Genomic DNA, 24765 nt, shown 5'->3' with positions numbered 1-24765 from the left:
CGGCAAGACCGAAGTCGCCAAGCAGCTTGCGCAGATCATGGGCATCCCGCTTCAGCGTTTCGACATGTCCGAATATATGGAACGCCACTCGGTCAGCCGACTGATCGGTGCCCCTCCGGGCTATGTCGGCTTCGACCAGGGCGGCATGCTGACCGACGGCGTCGATCAGCACCCCCATTGCGTGCTGCTGCTGGACGAGATCGAGAAGGCGCACCCGGATGTCTACAACATCCTGTTGCAGATCATGGATCACGGCAAGCTGACCGATCACAACGGCCGACAGGTGGATTTCCGCAACGTGGTGCTGATCATGACCTCGAATGCGGGTGCGTCGGAACAGGCCAAGGCCGCCATCGGCTTTGCGCGTGACCGGCGCGAGGGCGAGGATACCGCCGCGATCGAGCGGACGTTCTCGCCGGAGTTCCGCAACCGTCTCGACGCGGTCATCAGCTTTGCGCCGCTGCCCAAGTCGGTGATCCTGCAAGTGGTGGAGAAGTTCGTCCTGCAACTCGAAGCGCAGCTGATGGACCGCAACGTCACCATCGAGCTGACGAAGGCCGCCGCCGAATGGCTGGCCGACAAGGGTTATGATGACAAGATGGGCGCGCGACCGCTGGGCCGCGTGATCCAGGAACACATCAAGAAACCCCTCGCCGAAGAGCTGCTGTTCGGCAAGCTTGCCAAGGGCGGGCTGGTCAAGGTCGGCATCAAGGACGGCAAGATCGACCTGCGGCTTGAGGCGCCCGAAAACCGGCGCCTGTCGAGCAAGAAGCCGCCCTTGCTCACGGCGGAATGATCCGCGCCGCCACGGCGTTTGTGCTGGCCTTCGCGTTCCCGGTGAACGCGGAGGCCTTTTCGCTTTCGCTGCCGCTGGATTGCAGCATCGGCCGCGACTGTTTCGTTCAGAACTACGTCGACAGCGACCCCACATCCGACGCGGCCGATTACCGGGGCGGGTCGCTCAGCTATGACGGCCACGACGGCACCGATATCCGCCTCATCGACAGGGCGGCGATGCGCCGTGGCGTGTCGGTACGCGCAGCCGCGGCGGGTCGGGTGATCGGCCTGCGCGACGGGATGGACGATGTCGCGATGGACGACCCCGCGCCGCCCGACATCACCGGCCGGGAATGCGGCAACGGCGTGCTGCTGCGTCATGAGGACGGCTGGCAGACGCAGTATTGTCATATGCGCAAGGCCTCTGTCGTGGTGCGCGAAGGTCAGCGGGTGAACCGCGGGCAAGTTCTGGGACAGGTCGGGCTGTCGGGGCAGACGATGTTCCCGCATGTGCATCTGTCCGTCCGCAAGGACGGGCGCGACGTCGACCCGTTCACCGTCGGCAACGCCGATGCCCCCACCCTCTGGCAAATACCGCCGCGCTATATCGCGGGCGGGGTGCTGACGCTTGGCATCGCCACCGCGATGCCGGATTTCGCAGCCGTCCGCGACGGGCTGGCCACGCCCCGATCGCTCGCCGGGCCTGTCCCCGCCCTGGTGATCTGGGGCTATCTCTTCGGCGTCAGGAAGGGCGACACGCTGCGCCTGTCGCTGCGTGGCAAGGACGGCGCGATCATCGACGAAACGCTCACGCTGACGCGCACCCAGGCACAGATCTTTCGCGCGCTTGGCCGACGCTTGCCGCTCGGCGCCGTGCCTGCCGGAGAGCTGCGCGCCTCGGTGGCGCTGATCCGCGACGGCGCGGTGATCTCGCGGCGCCGCATCCGCACACGCATCCAGCCCTGAGCCGACGTCGGCAGAGCGCCCCCCAGTGGCGCTCCGTCAGTGCCGCTCCCTCAATGCCGCTCCCTCACCGCTCGGTCAGTTTCAGTTCGATCCGGCGGTTCTGCGCCCGCGCCTCGGGCGTGTTCGCCGGGTTCACCGGCTGATATTCACCGAATCCCGTCGCCGCCAGACGGTTCGCGGGCATTCCCAGATCCCCGGACATATAAAGCACGACCGACAGCGCCCGCGCCTGGCTGAGTTCCCAGTTGTTGGCATATTGCCCCCGCCCGCTCAGCGGAATGTTGTCGGTATGGCCGTCGACGCGGATGATCCAGTCGATGCCCTCGGGGATGTCATCGGCCACGCGCTTGAGGATATCGGCCACCTTGGCGATTTCCTGGCGGCCGTCGGCGGACAGCTGCGCCGATCCCGGCTCGAACAGCACTTCGGAGGAGAACACGAAGCGATCGCCGACGATCCGCACGCCCTCGACGCCGCCGAGCACGCGGCGCAGCTGGCCGAAGAACTCGGACCGGAAGTTTTCCAGCCGCTTGGCTTCCTGCTCCAGGCGCTTGCGCTCGGCCGCCTCCAGCTCCGCGCGCTTCTTCTGCTCGGCCGCGGTCTGCGCGAGGGCGACGTTCAGCTTCGAGCCCAACGCCTGAATCTGCACCTGATTGACCACGTCGCGCGCCTGCGCGTCGTCCAGCAGCGACTGCAGGTTCGCCAGCTGCTTTCGCAGCGCCGCGGTCTGCTCGTTCAGCAACGCCAGCTTGCGTTCGGCAGCCTGAGTTTTCTCATCGGCCTGCGCCAGTTCGGATTTCGCCTGCGACAGCAGCGCGTCCTGACGCTCGGCGCGGCTCAACTGGCGGCTCGCGGCCTGCTCGGCCTCCAGCTTGGCGGCAAGGGCGCTGGCCAGCCGATCCTCCAGCGTCTGGGTGCCGTCATCGGCAAGCGTGGCGCGCAGCGTCTCGTTTTCCGCCCGCAGGCGGGCGAGTTCCGCGTCGCGGGTCTCGCTCTCGGACTTGAGCGCGGAGGCGGATTTCTCGGCCGCCAGCCGCGCGGCGAGGGCAGCGGCCAGATCCTGCTTCAGCGTATCGCGGCTTTTCCGGGCGGCGGCCAGCATGGCAAGGGTGTCTTCGGCTTTCTTGCGCTGCGTCTCCAGCGACATGCTCATCGCCGTCAGCTCGTCGGAGGCGTTTTTCAGCCGTTCGCGCAGCGCTTCGGCGGCGGCCGCCTCGGCCAGACGCGCCTGTTCCTTCTCTGTCAGCCCGGCCTGCGCGTCGGCGAGTTGCCGGCGCAAGGCCTGGGCGGCGGCGGCCTCGGCCAGACGCTGCTTTTCGGCATCGCTCAGGGTCGCCTCGGCTTCGGCCAGACGCTTGCGCAGCGCCTCGGTCGCGGCGATCTGGTCCAGCCGCGCGGCTTCCTTCTCGCTCAACGTCTCGCCGACGCTCGACAAGCGCGCCTGCGCATCGTCGAGCCGCGCCCGCAGCGCCGAAAGCTGCGCCCGGGCCTGCTCGCCCGCGGTCCGGGCGGCCTGCCGGTCGGCGCGGGCCTGTTCCAGATCGGATTGCAGCACCGCGATCTGCTGCGTCAGATCGGAGGCCTGACCGCGACTGTCCTGCAACTGCGCCAGCATCTGCTGCATCGAGGCGCGGCTTTCGCCCGCGCTCTTGCGCATGTCTTCGATCATCGCCTGCAAGGCTTCGCGGCGGGCGGCCGCAAGACGCGCGGCCTCGGCCCCGGCGTCGATCTCGCTTCGTGCGCGCGCCAACGCCAGCCGCATCGCCTCCTGGTCGGAGATCAGCCGCGCGTTGGCGGCTTCGATATCTGAAATGCGCGCGGCAAGCCCCTGTTTTTCCTGCTCGAGCTGGCTGTTGCTATCGCCCAGGCGCGCCAGCTTCTCATCCGCGGCGCTATTGGCGTCCTCCAGCTGCGCGATGCGCTGGGTCGCGGTATCGTTGAGCGTCATCAGGTTGCCGATACGGGTCTGCGCATCCTCGGCCTGCGCCAGCAAGCTGGCTATCCGGGCCTCCGCGCTCTGCCCCTGCGCGACCAGTGCCGCGACCTGCGCCTCAAAATCGGTGATACGCTGCGCCTGCTGGTCGGTCCTCGCGTTCAGCGTATCTATCAGGCTGGCCTGAACCTGGCTCAGGCTCTGGCTTTCCTTCAGGTTGCCGCTCAGATCATCGACTTGGGTTTCCAGCTGGAAACTGCGCTGTTGCTCCAGCCCCAGCGCCTCGGCCAGGGATGCCACCTGCCCCGACAGCTGGTCGAGTTCCGTATCCTTGGAATTGATCGTCTCGCGCAGCATGAACTGTACGATCATGAAGATCGTCAGCACGAACATCAGCACCAGCAGCAGCGCCGTCATCGCGTCGACAAAGCCGGGCCAGATGCTGGCCGACATGCGCTGCGACGCTCTGCGAGACAGGGCCACGGTTTAGATCCTCGGTCGCGGCGCGGGGGCGCCCATCGTGCGGATCGCGCGGGCGAGAGAGGCCAGATCGCTGCGCAGCTCCGACAGGCTTTCCTGACGGCCCGCGGACATTTCCTCGAGGATGCGCAGCAACTGAACATCGATGGAACGCAGCCGCATTCTGCTTTCGGCGTCGACATGGCCGCCGGTCGCCTGTTTTTCCATCACCTCGATCAGCCGTTCCTGCCCCTCGGCCAGGCGCGCCGCCGCGCCGTCGTCCTGCGGCTGGGGCTGGGGCTGCTGGCCCAGCCGATCGGTCAGCGCATCGAGCGAGCCCGACAGGCGCGAAAGGGTCTCATCGGTCAGCGCGCGGCCCTCGTCGGCGCGCAGAAACAGCCGTTGCAGCGCCTCCATCTGGTCGACCATCTGATCGAGCAGGCTGGCCATCGCGCCCTGATCGCCGCTCGTCTCGCCATCCGCGCCCGCCAGCCCCAGCCGCGTGATGCTGGACAGCCAGTCCTCAAGCTCGCGGTAGAAGCGGTTCTGGCTCTGGCTCGCGAACAGCTCCAGCAGGCCCACGATCAGCGACCCCGCCAGCCCCAGCAGCGAGGACCCGAAGGCCGTGCCCATGCCGCCCAGCTGCTTTTCCAGCCCGCCCATCAGTCGGCCCAGCACCGCAACCGCATCCTCGCCCTGCTGCGGCGTGAGCGAGCGGATGGTTTCCACCACCGCGGGCACCGTCGTGGCCAGCCCGTAGAAGGTGCCCAGAAGGCCGAGAAAGATCAGCAGATTGACCAGATAGCGCGTGATGTCGCGCGCCTCGTCCACGCGGGTGGCGACGGACTCCAGGATTGTGCGGCTGGAAGTCGCGCTGATCTGCATCCGGCTGCCGCGCGAGCGCAGCAGCGTCGCCGTCGAGGCCAGCAGCCGCGGCGCCTTGGCGGGCTCCGCCCCCAGCTGGTCGCTGGCGTAGAGCTTTATCCATTTGACCGAGGCGATCAGCTGGAACACCTGCCAGAAACAGGCCAGCACCCCGATGAAGAACACCGTCACGATAAAGCCGTTCAACCACGGGTTGGACAGGAACACCGGCGCGACGCTGGGGATGACGAAATAGCCGCCCACCACGCACAGGCCGATCACGATCACCATGAAGGTGATCTGACGGATCGGCAGCGCGAAATGTGGATCGGTTTCTCGGCCCGATGGGTCCATGCCTATGGTCCTGTGACCTGTTGTCTTTCCCGGACCATAAGGGGGCGGCTGAGCCGTGCCAACACGCAAAAAACGGCACCGGAAAAGCGTTGCGCTTCAGTCGCGCGGGGATCGCGCACGAACCTGATCGGCCAGCCAGGCGAGATCGTGATCGCGCAGGCCAAGCTCGGCCAGATGCTCGGTCGTGTTGAACAGATATTCGGCGTTGGGGCCGCGCCCGCCGTGGGCGCGCGCGATGATGTCGGCCTGTTCGCTCAGCGGCAGCCCGCCGCAGTACTGGACGTGATCGGCATCGACCACATAGGTCACCGCATCGACCCGGCGCCCGTCGCGCAACGTCACCTCGAGCCGTTTTTCCATATAGGCCGAAGAGATCAGCTCACGCTCGCGCAGGTAGGCCAGCGCCGCGGAGGCGCTGTCGTCGGGGACGCGGAATGCCACGCCATCACAATGATGTGCGGGCGCGTGATCGAGTGCAAGCACCAGTCCCGGGGCCTCGGGCGTGCCGCGATGATGGATGGAACGCATGCAAAACCCGCGGTGATAGCCGTCAAGCCGCGCGATCTGGCGTTCCGCGACATCAAATCCCGGATTCCAGATCAGCGATCCATAGCCAAAGACCCACAACGGTGTCTGCATCTTGCTGGCCCTTCCCCTCTGCGCGTCTATAAACAGCAGCAACGGGACAGATAAAAGGGAAAAGCGGATGCGGGTTCTGACGATCTTTTTCGCGGTGTTGGCGGTGGCGTCGCTCGCTTGGGGCGGCTACTGGTTCGTCGGCTCCAGCGCGCTCAGGGACCGTACCGAAAGCTGGCTGGAACAGCGCCGCGCCGATGGCTGGCAAGCCGAGGCGCAAGTCACCGTCCAGGGGTTTCCCAATCGGTTCGACCTGACGCTGGACAACGTGGCGCTGGCCGATCCGCAAAGCGGGCTGGCCTGGCAGGCGCCGTTCTTTCAGTTGCTGGCGCTCAGCTACCGACCCAATCACCTGATCGCGCTCTGGCCTGACACGCAGCAGATCAAAACCCCCTATGAGACCATCACGCTGCTGTCGCGCGACATGCGCGCCAGCCTGGTGTTCGATGCGGAAAGCCGCGCCGCGCTCAACCGCAGCAGCCTGACGGCAGGCGCGGTCGAGCTGTCGTCGGACATCGGCTGGCAGGCGAGTGCGACGGATCTGCGCGCGGCGGTGGAGCGGACCGAAAAGCAGAAAAACCGCTACCATCTGGGGCTGGAGGCCACGGGCCTGCGCCCCGGCGGCGATCTGCTGGGTCGCCTCGACCCGCAAGGCACGCTGCCACAGGAGCTGGAGATGCTGCGCCTCGACAGTCTCGCCGCTTTCGACGCGCCGTGGAATCTCGATGCGATCGACCGGCGCAGGCCGCAGCTGACCTCGTTGCAACTGGACGATCTGCGCGCGCAGTGGGGCGACATGAAATTCCGTCTGACTGGCCAGATCGACGTGGATGCCCAGGGCTATCCGGCGGGCAAGCTGACGCTGGAGGCGCAGAACTGGCGCCGAATGCTATCGCTGGCCGTCAGCGCGGGCGCGGTCCCGCAGGGGCTGGCGGGCACCGTCGAAAGCGTGCTGGGCATGATGGCCGGCGGCGACGGCGATGCGCTGAACGCGCCGCTCAATTTCCGCGACGGGCGGCTCTTTTTCGGACCCCTGCCGATCGGCCCCGCACCCCGGCTGGTGCTGCGCTGAGCCAGGGCGGCTCCGCGCTCAGCGGCAGTAGGAGCCGCTGCGATAGCGCGCCGTGTCGAGGTGGAAATGATCCTTGTGATACCGGTCTGAATCCGGCCCCAGTACGGTGCCGAACGGCCCGCAGGCAGCGCTGTGCAACCGGCGCAACCGGCGGCCTTCGCCACGGCGCGACCAGCCTTTCAGCACGCTGAGCGTCGCACCGTTCTTCAGCGTGATGCCCGAAATGTCGATGGCGCGCCCCCTGGCATGTTCGCTGAGCTTGGCGCCCTTGCGGCTGTTGCGGGTCCGGCAGGAATAGCCCGCCGCCACGCGCAGCACATCCGCCCCGCCGCCGATCCCGGCCAGCGTCGGGTTGACGCCCTTTCGCACCCAGGATTTCAGCGCCTTGGCGGTGTTGCAATCCATGCGGGTGGGTGTGCTCAGCCGGACCCCCTCGACCGCCTCGACGCGCACGGCGTTGGGAATGCCGCAGCTGCCGCGCCCGCGCACCGGATCGATGACCCGGCCGCGGATGTTGGGATCGCCGCAGACCGACCCCTGCAACCCCTTGGCAATGCGCTGATTGCCGCGGCGGATGTGGATGCTGGCCAGCTCCAGCTCGGACGGGCCCTTCAGCCCACGCGGGCGTGCCAGCGGGCGCGCGGATCGCGCCACCGCCGACAGATCCGACCCGCCGATCGCGGCGATCAGCGCGGCGGCGGTGATGCGCACCCCCTGCCCCGCCTCCATGCGCGGCAACGGGCGCGGCAACGGGCGCGCCGATCTTTCGGGCCCCATCGCGGCCAGCGCGGCCCAGGGCAAAAGCGCGCAAAGCGCGGCCGCACCGGCCAGGCGCCGCATCCTCACCGCGGGGCCCGGCCGCTGGCGCGGCCGAAATTGGGCGCGTCGGTATCCTGACCCGCATCGATGATGCCGCGCCGGATCGCGCGCGTGCGGGTGAAATAATCGTGCAGATGCGCGCCGTCGCCCTGACGGATCGCCCGTTGCAGCGCGAACAGCTCTTCGGTGAAACGGCCGAGAATTTCCAAGGTGGCGTCCTTGTTGCTGAGGAACACGTCCCGCCACATTGTCGGATCGCTGGCCGCGATACGAGTGAAATCGCGGAACCCGGCCGCGGAATATTTGATGACCTCGCTGTCGGTGACGCGTCGCAGGTCGTCGGCCACGCCGACCATCGTGTAGGCGATCAGATGCGGCGCGTGCGACGTGACGGCGAGCACCAGATCGTGCCGGTCGGCGTCCATCGTTTCGACATTGGCGCCCATGCCTTCCCAGAGCGCGCGCAGCCGCGCCAGGGCCGCGTCGTCGGCATCGCGGTCGCCCGTGCCCAAGCCCATGTCGGCGCCGGCCTCGGCACCGCTGCCGTCCTGCGGCGTGATGAGCAGGCACCAACGGTTGTCGAAAAGCTCGGCAAAGCCGGACCTGGGGCCGGAATGCTCGGTCCCGGCAACCGGATGGCCGGGAATGAAATGCACGTCGGCGGGCACATGCGGACCCACCGCCTGGACCACCGCCCCCTTGACCGAGCCGACATCGCTGAGCGTGCTGCCCGGTTTCAGATGCGGACCGATATCCGCGGCCAGCGCGCCCATCGCGCCCACGGGCACGCAGAGCACCACCAGATCGGCGCCCTCGACGGCCTGCCGCGCGGTTTCCACGATTTCGTCGCAATAGCCCAGCTCGGCGGCGACGCGACGCGTTTCGGGCGTGTGGTCCGTGCCCACGACCTCGCCCGCCAGCCCGCCCCGGCGCATCGCCAGCGCCATCGACGAGGCGATCAGGCCAAGCCCGATCAGCGCCACCTTGCCATAGATCGGCGGGCTCATTGCTTGGACGCCTTGAAGACCCCGATCGCATGGGCCACCCGGCGGCAGCTCGCTTCGTCCCCGATGGTGATCCGCAGGCATTGCGGCAGCTTGTACCCCGCGACGCGCCGGACCAGAATGCCCTCGGATTTCAGATGCGCGTCGCAGGCGTCGGCCTCTTCGGCGTCGGCGAAACGCGCCAGGATGAAATTCGTGCAGGACGTGTCCGAAGGCACGCCCAGTTCCGCCAGCGCCTTGCCGAGCCAGGTGCGCATCCGGGTGTTTTCCGCGCGGCATTTCTGTGCATGGCCGACGTCGCGCACGGCCGCCTCCGCGGTCGCCAGCTGCGGTTCCGACAGGTTGAAGGGGCCGCGTATCCGGTTGAGCACGTCGATGACGTGCCGTGGGCCATAGCCCCAACCGATGCGCAGCCCGCCCAGACCGTAGAGCTTGGAGAAGGTGCGCGTCATCACCACGTTGCGGCGGCTGTCGACCAGCCCCGCGCCACCGTCGAAATCCTCGACATATTCGGCATAGGCGCCATCGAGCACCAGAAGGGCCTGCGGCGGAATGCCATCGGCAAGCCGGGCGATCTCATTGCCGCCGATCATCGTGCCGGTGGGGTTGTTGGGATTTGCGATAAAGATCAGCCGTGTGCGGTCGTTGCAGGCGGCCAGTATCGCATCCACGTCGGTGACGCGTTCGCTTTCCCTCACCTCCACGGGTGTGGCGCCCACCGCCAGCGTGGAAATGCGGTACATGCCAAAGCCGTGCTCGGTGTGGATCACCTCCTGCCCCGGACCGGCATAGGCCTGGCACAGAAACGCGATGATCTCATCGGACCCGACGCCGCAGATGATCCGGTCGGCATCCAGCCCGTGCACCTCCCCGATCGCGTGCCGCAGCGCCGCATGATCGGTGCGCGGATAGCGGTGCAGCTGATGCGCGGTGCGCCGGAAGGCCTCTATCGCGGCATCGCTCGGCCCGAAAGGGTTTTCGTTGGAACTGAGCTTGACGACATCGTGCCGCCCCGGAAGCGTGGCCTGCCCCGCCTCATACAGTTCGATATCCAGAATTCCTGGTTGCGGTTGAATTTCCGACGTCATCCCAAACCTCCGTCTCGCCGTTTTCTAACGGCCCCGCAGCGACCCTGACCAGTACCCGCCAGCCGATGGCGGAACAAGGTGGCAAGGGCGACACACCTTCGCCACATTTTCATGACGCACCCCCCTGGCGGGCCGGGACGGATACCCGAACGCCCCGCATTCACCGCCGTTGCCGACCGGGCAGCCCCCAGCCCCCACGCGGCGCCGGAAAAGGGACAGCGCGTAAAAAAGGCCGCCCCGGCTTCCCGGCGCGACCTTTGAAAATCCGGACCGGCGATACGCCGGGTCCGATCAGTTCTTGGCGTAGAATTCGACGACGAGGCTGGGTTCCATCATCACCGGATAAGGCACATCGCCCAGGCTGGGCGTGCGGGTGAAGGTGACGACCAGCTTGTTGGTGTCGACTTCCAGATAGTCGGGGATGTCACGCTCGGGCAGCTGGATCGCTTCGAGGATGGCGGCCATCTGCTTGGAGCGCTCGCGAACCTCGATCACATCGCCTTCCTTGACACGGTAGGACGGGATGTTGACGCGCTGACCGTTCACCATGACGTGGCCGTGGTTCACGAACTGACGCGCGGCAAAGATCGTCGGCACCAGCTTGGCGCGGTAGACGACGGCGTCCAGGCGGCGTTCCAGAAGGCCGATGAGGTTTTCACCGGTGTCGCCCTTGACGCGCTCGGCCTCGGCATAGATGCGGCGGAACTGCTTTTCGGTCAGATCGCCGTAGTAGCCTTTCAGCTTCTGCTTGGCGCGCAGCTGGATGCCGAAATCCGACAGCTTGCCCTTGCGGCGCTGGCCGTGCTGGCCGGGGCCGTATTCGCGACGGTTGACCGGGGACTTCGGGCGGCCCCAGATGTTTTCGCCCATGCGGCGATCAAGCTTGTACTTGGCAGACGTGCGTTTGGTCACGACTGATACTCCTTCGACAGGTGCCGTGCCGGGATTGGCAGCGGCATGAAGGGCGTTGTCCTTTCCCGCGGGCCGGGCCCTCGGGCGACAGGCAGACCCTTGCGGGGGCCACCAACACCAAATGAAAACCCCGGCCATTCAGACCGGGATCGGCGCGCTTATAACGATGCGCGCCCCGTTGTCAACGCCACGCCGCGGCGCGCGTGCGCGCCCGCGCCGCGCTATCCCATCGCGTGGCGCAGGATCGCGGCTTCGGGCCGGCTGAGATCGCGGCGCGCGGTCTCGCCATAGCTGAAGGGATCGTCGCCGAGTTCGGGGTAAAGCTCCAGCAGCCTGTCCCGCGCGTCCTCGGCCAGAGCGTCGAGCGCGGTGTTGGCGGGGTGAAAGCTTTCGCATTCCACGTTGTTGGCCCAGACGATCTGATGTTCCGACAGCATCAGATGGTGATAGGTCACCTCCGCGACGGCATAATCGACCATGATGTCCCGGTCGTTGATCAGCATCTCGGCGGCGACCAGAACCTCGTCGGTGTTGAAGAGCGCGCGCGCGGGCGCCCTTGACCAAGATGCGGTGCAGCGGCGAGACCAGCAGATCCGCGTTCGGATGGTGGCTGTCCAACGCCCCCTCGCGGATGCGCACGGGCCGGAATTCGGGCATGGCGTAAAAGCGCGCGCCGCTCATCCAGCGCGACCCGCGCCAGACGACCTGCTGGGGGCCGTTGTCGCGCGTCAGCAGCCAGTCGCCCTCGCGAATACGCTCCACGGGGCGGGGACCTTCGGGCGTGGCGATCATCGTGCCGGAGGTAAAGCAGATCACGCCGGTGCTGAAATCGGCGGTACGGCGCACCGGCGCATCGTCGCCCAGCAGCTGCACGACCCACAGATCGGTATCGGCGGGTGGCAGACGGCCCGTGAACATGACCAGCGGCTCCTCCCCGCCCCCACGTTCCACGAACGCGGCGGAGAAGGAGTCGCGCCCGTCCGTCAACACGAATCCCTTGTCGAACAGTGGCGCATCGTCGTCCAGCGGGGCCCGCGGCACGGCGATGCGCAGATGGCCCGATAGAACCCGCCGAAGCGACCGCGACGTCCGCTGCCGCATTTGAAACATTTCCGTCGGATCAGCGGTAAGTATCACCTGATCCGGTCCATCAACCCGGAGGGCGCTGCCCGACCATCGCCAGGCGGCGCCAATGCAGACGCTCGACATCTTCGGGGCCTCCATCCCGTCGATCTCGGTCTGCTTCCAACGGATGACGAACGTGCCCGTGGAGCCCGTTATCATGCCTGTAATCTGCCTCAGTCTCTTTGTTTATTGGTTCAAGCTTAACATGAACTTCGTCATTTTGCGATCAGTAATTCCACGGGTTCCCGCATCAGAACGAGAGGTTCAGCGTGAGCGAGCCCACAGCCTGCCCCGAGGGCTGCGATTCGAATTCGCGCGTCAGATAGCTCACCCCGTAGAACACCGACCACGATGCGGTGGAATGCCGGACACCCATCCGCAGCCGCCCGCGGGTCGACATCAGGTCCACGCCCATGCCCGACGGCAGATAAAAACTGTCCGCCACATGGGCCACATCGCCGCCGAGCAAAAAGGACGTGCCCCACGCACCGGCCGCGTCTATCGCGGGCATCCGCTGCCCGGTCACGACATCGCGCACCCGCAAACCGCCCTGCCCGAAGTCGCCCAAGGTCACATCCGCCCCGACGCGCGCCAAGGTCTCGATCCCGACCTGCGCTTGGAAAAAGGGACGCAGCCGCGCGGCCCCGCCCCCGAGCGCGATCCCGATGTCCCGGCCAATCTCGAAATTCACCGTGGGCACGATGGCCCCGTCGACCTGCCGCCCGGCCACATTCGGCAGGGGCTGGCCAAGCCACCGATGGATCTGCCGTTGCCAGTTCAGAATGTTGCTCTGGCTGCCCGTTGCCACCACATCGAGTCCCAGATCCAGATCATAGCCGCGCCGCTGCCAGTAACTGTGGACGCCCAGCGACAGGCTGCCCGCATAGGGGCGGTCGTCGGGGCGCGGCCTGACCAGATTGGCCGGCGCGATCACCTCGCCACGCAGGCGGAATTCGAGCAGATCGCCAAAGTTCAGCGGGCGCGCGCCCGACCACTCCGGCCCGCGTAGATAGCCAAACTGATAGGAACCGCTGCGCCAGCGGTCCCTGCCGTCGCCCAGAAGATCGTTGTTGAACAGGCGCACGAAACCCAGCCCGACCCGATCCTGCGCCAGGACCGGACCCGCCGATATCGCGCAGAGCGCAAAGAGCGCGACCTTGAAGAGACGACTGCACGGCATTGTTTACACTGCTCTTTTTTTTATAAACCTGCCCGGCTTCTGGCGCACCAGGCGCAGATACGCCTGGGTTTATGGAGAAGGATTGAGACAGGAATAAGGCCCGCCGACGCTTTTCGCGCCCGTCCGCCGTTGCGGATTTGCGACAGGCCGGGACGCGCGGACGAAACAAGGGCGACGGCAGGCCCCTCCTTGGCCGTTCACCCCAGACGCCTGGCCTCGATCACGTCCCAGATACGACCCGCGACGTCGATCCCGTCAAAACGCTCCAGCTCCTGGATGCCGGTGGGCGACGTCACGTTGATTTCCGTCAGCCAGCCGCCGATCACGTCGATTCCCACAAAAATCTGCCCCTTCTCGCGCAGCAAAGGGCCGATCCGCGCGCAAATCTCGCGGTCGCGGTCGGTCAGGCCGACCTGCTCGGGCCGCCCGCCCGCGTGCATGTTCGACCTCGTCTCGCCCGCCGCGGGGACCCGGTTGATCGCGCCGACAGGCTCCCCGTCGATCAGGATCACGCGCTTGTCGCCCTTGGATACATCGGGCAGGAACTTCTGCGCGATCAAGGGCTCGCGGTTCATGCTGGTGAACAGCTCATGCAGGGAATTGAAGTTGCGGTCGTTGGGATCAAGCCGGAACACCCCCGCGCCGCCATTGCCGTAGAGCGGCTTGAGGATGATATCGCCATGCGCCTGTTTGAACGCACGCAGAGTAGCCAGATCGCGGGCGATCGCGGTGGGGGGCGTCAGATCGGGAAATTGCAGGACAAGGAGCTTTTCAGGGTAATTGCGCACCCAGAACGGATCGTTCACCACGAGGGTGCCGGGTGCCAGCATGTCGAGGATATGCGTGCTGGTGATATAGCCCATGTCGAAGGGCGGATCCTGACGCAGCCACACGACATCGTAATCCGACAGATCGACGTTGCGGCGGTCGCCGAGGGTAAAGTGATTGCCCTTCTCGCGGCGCACCGTCAGATCGTGCCCGACCGCCATGACGCGGGTTTCGCGATAGCTCAGATGATCGGGCGTGTAATAGAACAGCTCATGCCCGCGCGCCTGCGCGGACTCGGCAATGCGAAACGTGCTGTCCGCATCGATGTCGATCGGTGCGATGGGATCCATCTGGATCGCGACCTTGAGCTTCATCTGATATGTCCCCGCCTGTTGCTGCACATTTACATGGCGCAAGCATGCGCGGGTTGCAACGGCAGCATGGGCCGCAGACGCCTGCGCCCCGCGCCGCCCAGCGCGTTTCAGAGACCGATGGCGTTTTCGATCACGTCGATGCGCCCGACCGCATCCACCAGCGCCACGTCGAAACGCACCTCGGTGTCCTGACCGCGGGGCTCGCCCGCCAGGAATTCCGATCCCGCGGCATAGATGCGGCGCGTCTGCGCCGCAGAGAGGCGCGATGCGGCCCTTGCATGTGTCGAGCTTTTCTTGACCTCGATGAAGATCACCCGGGCGCCGTCCCGCGCGATCAGGTCAATTTCGCCGGAGCGGCCGCGCCAGCGCCGCGCAGTCATCGCCATGCCGCGGCGCGCGTAGTCGCGCGCGACGCTGTCTTCGGCAGCCAGACCCGCGTGATAAGAAGTTATGCCGCTCATTGCCCCGTCTCCTTCGGATGGTCCGTCGCCTTGAGGGACAGCGCGATCTGATAGACCTGCCTGCGCGGCACTCCCAGCATCGCACTCACCGTGTTCACAGCATCCTTGGTCGATTCGCTTAACATTTGGCGAAGAAGCGCCCGGGAAATTTCCTCTTCTCCGGCCCGGGCGGGGGCGGCGCGGTCGATCAGCACCACGATTTCGCCCTTCAGCGTCATCTCGGGCAGCGCCGCGGCCAGGTCCGACAGGCTGCCCCTGCGGATTTCCTCGAAGCGCTTCGTCAGCTCGCGGCAGATCACGCCCCGCCGCTCGCCGCCCATCGCGCGGATCAGCGCATCGAGCAGCTTTCCCAGACGTTTCGGCGATTCATAAAGCGCCACCGTCGCCTGCTGCGCCGCCAGATCCTTCAGGAAGGCCGCGCGCGCGCTTGCCTGGGGCGGCGGGAATCCGGCAAAGAGGAACCTGTCGCTGGGCAGCCCTGAAACCGTCAGCGCGCTCAGCACGGCCGAGGCACCGGGCGCCGCGGTGACCTCATGGCCTGCGTCGATCGCCGCGCGGCCCAGCGCATAGCCCGGATCGGCGACCAGCGGCGTGCCCGCTTCGGACATGTAGGCCACCGATTTGCCCTCGGCCAAAGCCGCCAGCAGCCGCGGCCTTTGCGCCTTGGCGTTATGGTCGTGATAGGCGACAAGCGGCCGATCGCCCAGCGCGATGCCGTGGATTTCCATCAGGCGGCGCGCGGTGCGCGTGTCCTCCGCGGCCAGCACGTCCGCCACGGCCAGGATGTCGAGCGCGCGCAGCGTGATGTCGCGCGCCGAGCCGATCGGCGTGGAGACGAAGTAAAGCATGGGCGCCAGCCGCGCGGGGCGCAGCGGATAATCGCGCCGCGGCCGGGTCCTGTCGGTCTCGCGCCCGTCGGACTCCGTCATCGGATCGGCGTCGGCGGGTGGAACTGTCTGCCTGTCCATGTCTCGGCCCATCCATGTGTTAGCATTATCCGACGTTTACTTGGCTTTCCCGTCGGCGTAGGTTCTATCTAGTGTAAATACAAGTCAGCCAGATCACCAGTTTGCGAGGTTTCCCCCCATGATTGCCCTTCTGCGCAAGGCCCGCGCGTCCCTCACCGGCATGTTCGGCATGCTTTCGCTGTTATTCGTCGCGGCCTGCGCACCCGGCGCCGGCACCGGGATCGGGACGGCGGCGAACACCGGCCCCGCCGTCGACACCAGCCAGCCCGTTCGCGTGGCGATGTTGCTGCCCTACGGCTCCGGCCAGGCGACCGACACGCTGGTCGCACGCAATCTGGAAAACGCCGCGCGGCTGGCGTTGCGCGACGTTCAGGGCGCCCGTATCGACCTCAAGGTCTACAACACCGCGGGCAGCGCGGCGCAGGCCTCCCAGATGGCCACCCAGGCCATCGACGAAGGCGCCAAGATCATCCTGGGCCCGCTTTACGCCCAGGCCGCCAATGCCGCCGGTCTGGCGGCCGCGGCGCGGGGCGTGAATGTGCTGGCCTTTTCCAACAACACGGAAATCGCCGGCGGCAACGTCTTTCTACTGGGGCAGACCTTTGACAACACGGCGCGCAGGCTGGCCGGATATGCCACCACGCGCGGCAAGAACAACATCCTGGTCGTGCATTCCGAGGATGCGGCCGGCGATCTGGGCCGACGCGCCATCCAGCAGGCCGTGCAGAACGCGGGCGGCCGGCTTGCGGGCACCGTGGGCTATCCCCGCTCGCAGCAGGGCATCGCCGCCGCCGCACCGCGCGTCGCCGCCACGGCCACGCGCAGCGGCGCGGATGCGATCTTTATGACGGCGGGGCCGGAATCCGACCTGCCCTTCGTTGCGCAGATGCTGCCCGAACAGGGGCTGACCGCGGACAAGTACCAGTATATCGGCCTGTCGCGCTGGGACAGCCGCCCGGCGCTTTTCGCCACGGGCGCGATTCAGGGAGGCTGGTTCGCCCTGCCCGACCAGGGCCGCTACAACGAGTTCCAGCAGCGGTATCGCGCGGCTTACGGCAAGGCGCCGCACCCGCTGGCGGGGCTGGGCTATGACGGCATCGCCGCAATCGGCGCGATGCTGCGCGGCGGGCGTTCCTCGGCGCTGAGCACGCGGTCGATCACCCAGGGCGCGGGCTTTGCCGGGGTCTACGGCGCGTTCCGCTTCCGTCCCGACGGCGGCAACCAGCGCGCCCTGGCGGTCGCTCAAATCCAAGGCAACAGTGTGGTAGTCATTGACCCTGCTCCGAACAGCTTCCGCGGCGCCGGCTTCTAGGCCGCAGCTTCCCCATAGCGATCCCGAGACGCCGGACGGTCTGATCCGTCCGGCGTCTGCCATTTTCGACGCGGCGCAGGTGCGCGCCGCGCTGGATACGGCGCTGGCACAGGTCAGCGACGACGGCGCGCGCCGCGCCGCGGCCGTCGGCGTGCTGCAGGACGCGCTGCGCGAAGGGCGGCGCGCGATCGACACCGCCTTTTGCGAGGCGCCCACCCACTCCGCGCCGCTGACACGCTCCTACAGCTGGCTCACCGACCGGCTGGTCACCGAGGCGCACAGGGTGGCGACGGAGGTGCTGCACCCCCGCCCCACCCCCACCGAAAGCGAACGCCTGGCCGTCGTGGCGGTCGGCGGCTACGGCCGCGGCGAGATGGCGCCGCATTCGGATGTCGACCTGCTGTTCCTGACCCCCTACAAGATCACCGCCTGGGCCGAGAGCGTCATCGAATCGATGCTCTACATGCTGTGGGATCTGCGGCTGAAGGTCGGCCACGCCAGCCGGACCGTGCGCGACTGCCTGCGCCTGGGGCGCGAGGATTACACCATCCGCACCGCCTTGCTGGAACATCGCCACCTGGCCGGTCACGACAGCCTCACCGAGGAGCTGCACGACAGGCTCTGGGCAGAGCTGTTCAGGTCCACCGCCGGCGATTTCATCGAGGCGAAGCTGGCCGAACGCGCCGAGCGGCATCAGAAGCAGGGCGGCCAACGCTATGTGCTGGAACCCAACGTCAAGGAGGGCAAGGGCGGGCTGCGCGACCTGCAATCGCTGTTCTGGATCGCGAAATACGTGCACCGCGTGCAAAGCAGCCAAGAGCTTGTGCAGCTGGGTGTCTTCCTGCCCGAGGAATATACCGCCTTTGCCGACGCCGAGGAATTCCTCTGGGCGGTGCGCGCGCATCTGCATCTGATCGCCAACCGCGCCGCCGATCAGCTGACCTTCGACATGCAGGTCGAGGTGGCCGAGCGCATGGGCTATCGCGATCACGGCGGCAGGCGCGCGGTCGAGCATTTCATGCAGGATTATTTCCGCCACGCCACCCGCGTCGGAGAGCTGACGCGGATCGTGCTGACCTCGCTCGAGGCCGACAACGTCAAACAGGCACCGTCGCTGGTGGGCCTGCTGCGCAGACGGCGCAAGGTGCGCCCCCTCTACGCCATCCGCCAGAACCGGCTGAGCATCGCGAGCTCTGAGGCCTTTCTGTCCGACGGGCTGAACCTGTTGCAGATCTTCGAGGAGGCGCTGCGCACCGGCTATCTGCTGCACCCCGACGCGATGCGGCTGATCGCGGCCAATCTGGACCTGTTCGACGACGAGCTGCGCGCCTCGAAGGAAGCGCGGCGCATCTTTCTGGACCTGCTGCTGAAATATCCCAGCCCCGACCGCGCGCTCAGGCGGATGAACGAATTGGGGGTGCTGGCCGCCTATCTGCCGGAATTCGAGCCGATCGTGGCGATGATGCAGTTCAACATGTATCATCACTACACCGTGGACGAACATATCATCCAGTGCATCGCCACGCTGGCGCAGATCGAACGCGAAGAGCTGATAGAGGAGCTGCCGATCGCCACCTCGATCCTGCGCGAGGGCGTGAACCGCAAGGTTCTCTATATCGCGCTGCTGCTGCACGACATCGGCAAGGGCCGGACCGAGGACCATTCGGTGCTGGGCGCCAAGATCGTGCGCAGCGTGGCGCCCCGGCTGGGGCTGTCGCGCGACGATGCCGACACGGTGGAATGGCTGGTGCGCTATCACCTGCTGATGTCGGACATGGCGCAGAAGCGCGACATTTCCGAGCCGCGCACCATCCGCGATTTCGCCAAGGCGGTGAAGACGCGCAAGCGGCTGAACCTGCTGACGGTGGTGACGGTCTGCGACATCCGCGGCGTGGGCCCGGGGGTGTGGAACAACTGGAAGGCGGTGCTGCTGCGCGGGCTTTACAACGCCACCGCCCACGCGCTGGAAAACGGGCTGGAGGATCTGAACCGCGACGCCTTCGAGGCCGAGGCCAAGCGCGCCCTGCGCGCCGCCCTGCCCGACTGGCCCAAAAAGGATCTGCGCCATGAAACCGGGCGCCATTACGGCCCCTATTGGCAGGGGCTGCCGACCTCGGCGCATGTGACCTTCGCCAATCTTCTGCGCACCACGGGCGCCAATGAGATCAGCATCGACCTGATGCCCGACGAGGACCGCGACACGACCCGCGCGGCCTTTGTGCTGGCGGATCATCCGGGCATCTTCTCTCGGCTGGCGGGGGCGCTGGCGCTGGTGGGCGCCAATGTGGTGGACGCGCGCACCTATACCTCCAAGGACGGCTTCGCCACGGCGGTGTTCTGGGTGCAGGATGCCGATGGCCACCCCTATGAACAGGCCCGCCTGCCGCGCCTGCGCAACATGATCCATCGCACCCTTAAGGGCGAGGTCGTGGCGCAGGAGGCGCTGGCCGACCGCGACAAGATGCGCAAGCGCGAGCGGGAATTCCGCGTGCCCACCACCGTCACCTTCGACAACGAGGGCTCGGAAATCTATACCATCATCGAGGTGGACACCCGCGACCGCCCCGGCCTGCTGCACGATCTGACCCGCGCGCTGGCCAGCTCCAACGTCTATATCGCCTCCGCCGTCATCGCGACCTATGGCGCGCAGGTGGTCGATACCTTCTACGTCAAGGACATGTTCGGATTGAAATTCTATACCGAGGCCAAGCAGAAGACGCTGGAAAAGCGTCTGCGCACCGCGATCGAACAGGGCGCGAAAAGGGCGCGTGCATGAGCGCACCGATCAGGCTGGGCCGGGCCTTTGCGACGGTCGGCATCTGGACGATGGCCAGCCGCGTCATGGGGTTCGCGCGCGACATCATGATCGCGGGGTTTCTGGGCGCGGGCCCGGTGGCGGAGGCGTTCCTGATCGCCTTTTCGCTGCCCAACATGTTCCGCCGCTTCTTTGCCGAGGGCGCGTTCAACATGGCCTTCGTGCCGATGTTCTCCAAAAAGCTCGAATCCGGCGAAGGGCCGCTGGAGTTCGCCCGCGACGCGATGTCGGGGCTGGCGACGGTGCTGATCTTTCTGACCGTGCTGGCGCAGGTCTTCATGCCGTTTCTGGTGCTGGCGATGGCCTCGGGCTTTGCCGAGGATGAACGCTTCGGGCTGGCGGTGACCTATGGGCGGATCGCCTTTCCCTATATCCTCTTCATCTCGCTCGCGGCGCTGCTGTCGGGGGTGTTGAACGCGGCGGGGCGGTTCATCGCGGCGGCGGCGGCGCCGGTGCTGCTGAACCTTCTGTTCATCGCGGCGATTTCGCTGGCGGCCTGGCTGGGCTGGCCGCTGGGGCTGACGCTGGCCTGGACGGTGCCGGTGGCGGGCGTGGCGCAGCTGGCGCTGGTCTGGATGGCGGCGGCGCGCGCGGGCATGCGGCTGGTGCCGCGGATGCCGCGCATGACCCCCGAGCTGAAGCGCCTGGCCGTGATCGCCGCCCCCGCGGCGCTGGCGGGCGGCGTGGTGCAGGTGAACCTGCTGGTGGGCCGCCAGGTGGCCAGCTTTTTCGACGGGGCGATCGCTTGGCTGAACTACGCGGATCGCCTGTACCAACTGCCGCTGGGGGTGGTGGGCATCGCCATCGGGGTGGTGCTGCTGCCCGATCTGTCGCGCAAGCTGCGCGCGAGCGATGAGGCGGGCGGACAGGCGGCGCTGTCGCGGGCGGGCGAAATGGCGATGGTGCTGACCCTGCCCTGCGCCGTGGCGCTGCTGGTGATCCCGCTGCCGCTGGTATCGGTGCTGTTCGAGCGCGGCGCCTTCGGCCCCGAGGACGCCGCCGCCACGGCGATGGCGCTGGCGATCTATGCGCTGGGGCTGCCGGCCTTCGTGCTGCAAAAGGTGCTGCAGCCGCTGTTCTTTGCGCGCGAGGACACGCGCAGGCCGTTTTACTATGCGCTGGTGTCGCTGGTGGTGAACGCGGGCGTGGCCATCGGGCTGGCGCCGGTGATCGGCTATCTGGCGGCGGCGCTGGGCACGACGCTGGCCTCTTGGGCGATGGTGTGGCTGCTGTGGCGCGGATCGCGCGGCTGGGGTGCTGCCGCGCAGCTCGACGACCGGTTCCGCCGCCGCATCTGGCGGATCGCCGCGGCATCGGTGCTGATGGGGCTGGCGCTGTGGCTGGCGGTGCTGCCGGTGGGCCCGGCGCTGTCGGTTCCGGTGGTCCGGTATCTGGTGCTGGCGGGTCTGGTGGTGCTGGGCGCGGTGGTGTTCTTCGGGCTGTCGGGCCTGCTGGGCGCCGTGCGCCTGAGCGAGCTGCGCCGCGCCCTGCGCCGGTAAGGGTGACGGTGACTTCGACGCCAACGGCGCGGGCAGCGGCGCCTAGCTGCGCCGCAGCTTGGCCAGCACGCGGCCCCATCCGCCGGGGCTGACCACGAAGGACAGGGCAAAGCCGGTGGCGAACCCGACCAGATCCGCCACCCAATCGTTCGCGCTGCCGAACACCAGCGAGAACAGCAGCTGGATGCCCAGAAGCATCCCGATCAGCGCGAAGGCCTGATAGCGCGGCCCGCCGGTCGACGCCAGATTGACCCACAGAAGGAAGGTGTAGGCGCCGATCAGACCATAGACGCCGGGATAGCCGCCGATCAGCGGATAGCGCTCATCCAGCGCCAGCCCGTAGATCAGCGCGCCCAGCGCGCTCGCCGCGAAGAAGATCACCAGAACCGCCCAGGGCCGGAACACCGTCGCCACCATCTTGCCGATCGCCAGGATGAAAACGATCACGAAAAGGGCATGGATGAACGATGTGTGGATCAGCGGATAGGTCACGAAGCGCAACATGACCGGCCCGCTCCAGGTGCCGCGGGCGAGCATCCGGTCGAACAGCTCGTCGAAGAAGGTGTAGTCCTGGATCGCGAAGGTGCGCCAATCTTCGCCGCCGGGGATCAGGCCGGACTGGCCCAGCCAGAACAGCAGCTCGATCCCCCCGATGACGACGGCCAGGGCCACCACCACGGGCGGCAGGGCATGAAAGGGCGAGGTATTGTGACTGCTGGACATTCTGCGGGCTTTCGGTTGACGCTGCTCGGAGCACTGAGTAACCCATTGCGCACTCATTAATCCAGACGGAGTAAGCGAGATCATGGAATCGACCCATACCCCGCGCGTGTTTTCCGGCATCCAGCCTTCGGGCGGGCTGACGCTGGGGAATTATCTGGGGGCGCTCAAACGTTTCGCGGAAATGCAGGATACCGGGATCGAAACGCTGTATTGCATGGTCGACCTGCACGCGATCACCGTCTGGCAAGACCCCGGCGCCTTGCGCCAGCAGACGCGCGAGGTCTGTGCCGGGTTCATCGCCTCCGGCGTCGATCCGGAACGCTCGATCCTGTTCAACCAGAGCCAGGTCGCCGAACATGCGCAGCTGGCCTGGATCTTCAACTGCGTGGCGCGCATGGGCTGGCTGAACCGGATGACCCAGTTCAAGGACAAGGCCGGCAAGAACCGCGAGAACGCCTCCGTCGGGCTGTTCGCCTATCCCGCGCTGATGGCCGCCGATATCCTGGTCTATCACGCCACGCATGTGCCCGTGGGCGAGGATCAGAAACAGCATCTGGAATTGACCCGCGACATCGCGGCGAAGTTCAACAACGACTACGGCGTGAATTTCTTTCCCATCACCGAGCCGGTGATCGAGGGCGCGGCCACCCGCGTGATGAGCCTGCGCGACGGCACCAAGAAGATGTCGAAAAGCGACCCCTCGGACATGAGCCGGATCAACATGACCGACGATGCCGACACCATCGCCAGGAAGATCCGCAAGGCCAAGACCGACCCCGACCCGCTGCCCGAGACGCTGGACGGGCTGGACGAGCGGCCCGAAGCGCGCAATCTGGTCAACATCTATGCAGCCCTGTCCGGCCGGACCCCCGAGGCGGTGATCGAAGAGGTCGCGGGCCAGCAGTTCGGCACCTTCAAGCCGATGCTCGCCGATCTGGCGGTGGACCGGATGGCGCCCATTTCCGCCGAGATGACCCGCCTGATGCAGGACACGGGCGAGATCGACCGCATCCTGTCCCGCGGCGCCGAACGCGCCCGCACCATCGCCGCGCCGATCCTGGCGCAGGCCTATGAGATCGTCGGCATGGTGGGCGCGAAAGCGGTCTGATCGCCACCCCGAAGGCCGCCTGCGGCGCGGATATTTTCACGACAATGAGGGGGCGGAGGCGCCTGCCCACGGGCGCTGCGGGACATGCCCGCCCCCGGGCCCGCGACCCGTGCATCGTCCGTTCACTCACCGCGGGAAACACCGCCGGGAGTTTCAGCCGATTCCCGAAGCGCGTCAGAACCGCTTGCGGGCGCTTATCACCAGATCGTTGCTGCGATAGTCGTAAAGCGAGATGTTCGAGCCGTTGCGGATATGGCGAAGGCCCACGTAGGGCGTGACGCCGAAGATGCGAAACGGCTGATATGCCACGCCGATCTGAACCTCGTAGCGGTCATCCTGCCGCGGAAAGGTCGCTGCGGGGAAATCCGCACTGTAATGGCGCCGCGCATAGCTGAGCGAGAAATCGGCGTAGAGCCCGTTGTCCCAGGTTCGTTCCAGCCCGGCGGAAATCTTGCCCTGCGAATAGCTCAGATGCGATGCCTGCGTAAGCTCGCGCTCGGCCTCTGCGCCGAGGGTCAAGGCGAGGTCGGGCGCAAGGCGGTGGCGCAGCGACACGCCGACGGTGCCCTTGTACCCGTCGAGGAAATCGAGCGTGTCGTAGTTCTGGTGCACGGCGCGCAGGTGCAGCCTGCCGCTGGTCTTGTCCGACAGCTGCCGGGACAGCGCCAACGACAGCCCCACCCGATCAACATAGCGCGCGCCGTCGAGCCACTGGACCTCCGCCACGGGGCCGAAGGACAACAGCGTCCGCTCGAAGCTGTGCTGAACTTGCAGGCTGGGCGCGAAAGACAGCACGTTCTGCTGCGCATCGCTGAAACCGGTTTCCAACGTCAGCGCCGCCGCACCGACGATATCCGTGCGCTCGCCCACCGCGAGTTTGCGAAAACCGGTCAGCCCGAAGGTTACCGTCGCGCCGGAACGCTGGCGGCTGGAGGCATCGATGACGAAGGGCAGCCCGTTGATGATCACGGTGCTTTGGCCGGTGCCGCGGTTCACATTGGTCGAGGGGCTGGCGCCGAAGGTCAGGCCGAGCCCGGTGCTGGGGTTGAGCTGTTCGTATCGGGCCAGAAGGTCGTCGTACTGGCGGCGCAGGTTCGGGTCTGCCACGAAGCGCTGGTTACGGCGGATGTTGAAGACCGCGGCGCGATAATCCTGCTGCGCCAGCTGGGCATTGATCAGAAGATGGCGCGGGCGAACCTGCCGCGGAAAACGCTCAACCCAAGGGCGTATGACGGCTGCCGCCTCTGCCGCGCGACCCTCTGCCAGCAGGGCGTAGGCCAGCAGGTAGTCAGGGGCATAGCGCGGCAGGTCCGGCGCGTCTTCGACGATCTGCCTGGCATCGGCCAGCTGCCCCTTCGCGATCGCGGCGTCGAGCCGATCTAGCGGGTCGGCATGAACAGCGTGAAACGTTACGAGAAAAAGGGCAATGGCGTAGCCGAACACGTGCATGGGTGCGCTCCTTGCAGAACCGACGGTGGAAATGACAGGCGCAGCGGGAAGCCGATTGCGCCTGTCATTCCGACGATCACTTGGTCTGATCACCCGATC

At 66.8% G+C, this 24765-nt stretch carries 20 protein-coding genes and 1 pseudogene; 7 read left to right on the top strand and 14 right to left on the bottom strand.

Annotated elements, in window-relative coordinates; translation table 11 throughout:
• Together ACU0BR_RS01040 and ACU0BR_RS01035 are read left to right on the top strand one after the other, a co-directional pair.
• Positions 1 to 796, top strand: a 796-nt coding sequence (locus ACU0BR_RS01040) for an AAA family ATPase (protein ID WP_446154979.1), incomplete at its 5' end; no start/stop codon positions are given.
• Positions 793 to 1743, top strand: coding sequence for a M23 family metallopeptidase (locus ACU0BR_RS01035; RefSeq protein WP_446154978.1), 951 nt, complete (start codon positions 793 to 795; stop codon positions 1741 to 1743). The genes ACU0BR_RS01040 and ACU0BR_RS01035, both read left to right, overlap by 4 nt.
• Before the next feature lie 64 nt (positions 1744 to 1807).
• Here the strand turns inward: ACU0BR_RS01035 and ACU0BR_RS01030 are convergent, their stop codons facing one another.
• The 3 genes from ACU0BR_RS01030 to ACU0BR_RS01020 all read right to left on the bottom strand — a co-directional run bounded on the left by ACU0BR_RS01030 (position 1808) and on the right by ACU0BR_RS01020 (position 5992).
• The gene (locus tag ACU0BR_RS01030) at positions 1808 to 4159 is read right to left on the bottom strand and encodes a peptidoglycan -binding protein (protein WP_446154977.1); all 2352 of its coding nucleotides are present in this window, start codon (positions 4157 to 4159) and stop codon (positions 1808 to 1810) included.
• Positions 4160 to 4162: 3 nt separating this feature from the next.
• Positions 4163 to 5353 (bottom strand): biopolymer transporter ExbB, encoded by a 1191-nt coding sequence (locus ACU0BR_RS01025; RefSeq protein ID WP_446154976.1) that lies wholly within the window; start codon positions 5351 to 5353, stop codon positions 4163 to 4165.
• Positions 5354 to 5449: 96 nt separating this feature from the next.
• Positions 5450 to 5992: a gamma-glutamylcyclotransferase gene (locus ACU0BR_RS01020; RefSeq protein ID WP_446154975.1), complete on the bottom strand. Its 543-nt coding sequence runs from the start codon at positions 5990 to 5992 to the stop codon at positions 5450 to 5452.
• A gap of 67 nt (positions 5993 to 6059) precedes the next feature.
• Between ACU0BR_RS01020 and ACU0BR_RS01015 the strand changes: the two genes are divergently transcribed.
• Positions 6060 to 7061 (top strand): DUF2125 domain-containing protein, encoded by a 1002-nt coding sequence (locus tag ACU0BR_RS01015; protein ID WP_446154974.1) that lies wholly within the window; start codon positions 6060 to 6062, stop codon positions 7059 to 7061.
• Positions 7062 to 7079: 18 nt separating this feature from the next.
• Here ACU0BR_RS01015 and ACU0BR_RS01010 read toward each other — a convergent pair whose 3' ends face one another.
• From ACU0BR_RS01010 to rsmI, 9 genes and pseudogenes are all read right to left on the bottom strand, one after another.
• Positions 7080 to 7901: an extensin-like domain-containing protein gene (locus ACU0BR_RS01010; protein ID WP_446154981.1), complete on the bottom strand. Its 822-nt coding sequence runs from the start codon at positions 7899 to 7901 to the stop codon at positions 7080 to 7082.
• A gap of 2 nt (positions 7902 to 7903) precedes the next feature.
• A complete protein-coding gene (locus ACU0BR_RS01005; protein WP_446154973.1) occupies positions 7904 to 8887 on the bottom strand; it encodes a prephenate/arogenate dehydrogenase family protein in 984 nt (327 codons plus the stop codon).
• Positions 8884 to 9972 carry a histidinol-phosphate transaminase gene (gene hisC, locus ACU0BR_RS01000; RefSeq protein ID WP_446154972.1) on the bottom strand — a complete coding sequence of 363 codons (1089 nt, stop codon included), beginning with the start codon at positions 9970 to 9972 and terminating at the stop codon, positions 8884 to 8886. The genes ACU0BR_RS01005 and hisC overlap by 4 nt, the downstream gene beginning before the upstream one ends.
• Positions 9973 to 10263: 291 nt before the next feature.
• Positions 10264 to 10884 carry a 30S ribosomal protein S4 gene (gene rpsD / locus ACU0BR_RS00995; RefSeq protein ID WP_446154971.1) on the bottom strand — a complete coding sequence of 207 codons (621 nt, stop codon included), beginning with the start codon at positions 10882 to 10884 and terminating at the stop codon, positions 10264 to 10266.
• Positions 10885 to 11105: 221 nt separating this feature from the next.
• A pseudogene (locus ACU0BR_RS00990) lies at positions 11106 to 11676 on the bottom strand (Hint domain-containing protein).
• 583 nt (positions 11677 to 12259) lie between these two features.
• On the bottom strand, positions 12260 to 13189 hold the full coding sequence (locus ACU0BR_RS00985; protein WP_446154970.1) for a lipid A-modifier LpxR family protein: 930 nt from the start codon (positions 13187 to 13189) through the stop codon (positions 12260 to 12262).
• A 197-nt stretch (positions 13190 to 13386) separates the two neighbouring features.
• Complete coding sequence (gshB, locus tag ACU0BR_RS00980; protein ID WP_446154969.1) at positions 13387 to 14331, bottom strand: glutathione synthase; 945 nt, start codon at positions 14329 to 14331, stop codon at positions 13387 to 13389.
• 107 nt (positions 14332 to 14438) lie between these two features.
• Positions 14439 to 14792 carry a YraN family protein gene (locus tag ACU0BR_RS00975; RefSeq protein ID WP_446154968.1) on the bottom strand — a complete coding sequence of 118 codons (354 nt, stop codon included), beginning with the start codon at positions 14790 to 14792 and terminating at the stop codon, positions 14439 to 14441.
• Positions 14789 to 15640 carry a 16S rRNA (cytidine(1402)-2'-O)-methyltransferase gene (rsmI, locus tag ACU0BR_RS00970; protein ID WP_446154980.1) on the bottom strand — a complete coding sequence of 284 codons (852 nt, stop codon included), beginning with the start codon at positions 15638 to 15640 and terminating at the stop codon, positions 14789 to 14791. The genes ACU0BR_RS00975 and rsmI overlap by 4 nt, the downstream gene beginning before the upstream one ends.
• A gap of 238 nt (positions 15641 to 15878) precedes the next feature.
• On the opposite strand from rsmI, the gene ACU0BR_RS00965 reads away from it, so the two are divergent.
• From ACU0BR_RS00965 to murJ, 3 genes are read left to right on the top strand one after another with little or no spacing between them, the layout of a single operon-like run.
• Positions 15879 to 17072, top strand: a complete 1194-nt coding sequence (locus tag ACU0BR_RS00965; protein WP_446154967.1) for a penicillin-binding protein activator — start codon at positions 15879 to 15881, stop codon at positions 17070 to 17072.
• A complete protein-coding gene (locus ACU0BR_RS00960; protein WP_446154966.1) occupies positions 17032 to 19848 on the top strand; it encodes a [protein-PII] uridylyltransferase in 2817 nt (938 codons plus the stop codon). Before ACU0BR_RS00965 ends, ACU0BR_RS00960 begins: the two co-directional genes overlap by 41 nt.
• Positions 19845 to 21386: a murein biosynthesis integral membrane protein MurJ gene (gene murJ, locus ACU0BR_RS00955; protein ID WP_446154965.1), complete on the top strand. Its 1542-nt coding sequence runs from the start codon at positions 19845 to 19847 to the stop codon at positions 21384 to 21386. The genes ACU0BR_RS00960 and murJ overlap by 4 nt, the downstream gene beginning before the upstream one ends.
• Positions 21387 to 21428: 42 nt before the next feature.
• Here murJ and ACU0BR_RS00950 read toward each other — a convergent pair whose 3' ends face one another.
• The gene (locus ACU0BR_RS00950) at positions 21429 to 22109 is read right to left on the bottom strand and encodes a rhomboid family intramembrane serine protease (protein WP_446154964.1); all 681 of its coding nucleotides are present in this window, start codon (positions 22107 to 22109) and stop codon (positions 21429 to 21431) included.
• Positions 22110 to 22191: 82 nt separating this feature from the next.
• Here ACU0BR_RS00950 and trpS point away from each other — a divergent pair, with 82 nt between their 5' ends.
• Positions 22192 to 23217, top strand: a complete 1026-nt coding sequence (trpS, locus tag ACU0BR_RS00945; RefSeq protein WP_446154963.1) for a tryptophan--tRNA ligase — start codon at positions 22192 to 22194, stop codon at positions 23215 to 23217.
• Positions 23218 to 23391: 174 nt separating this feature from the next.
• Here the strand turns inward: trpS and ACU0BR_RS00940 are convergent, their stop codons facing one another.
• Positions 23392 to 24666: a surface lipoprotein assembly modifier gene (locus ACU0BR_RS00940; RefSeq protein ID WP_446154962.1), complete on the bottom strand. Its 1275-nt coding sequence runs from the start codon at positions 24664 to 24666 to the stop codon at positions 23392 to 23394.
• Positions 24667 to 24765 lie beyond the last annotated feature (99 nt).

The organism is Brevirhabdus sp., assembly GCF_052826345.1.
This window is presented reverse-complemented; position numbering and strand designations above follow the sequence as displayed.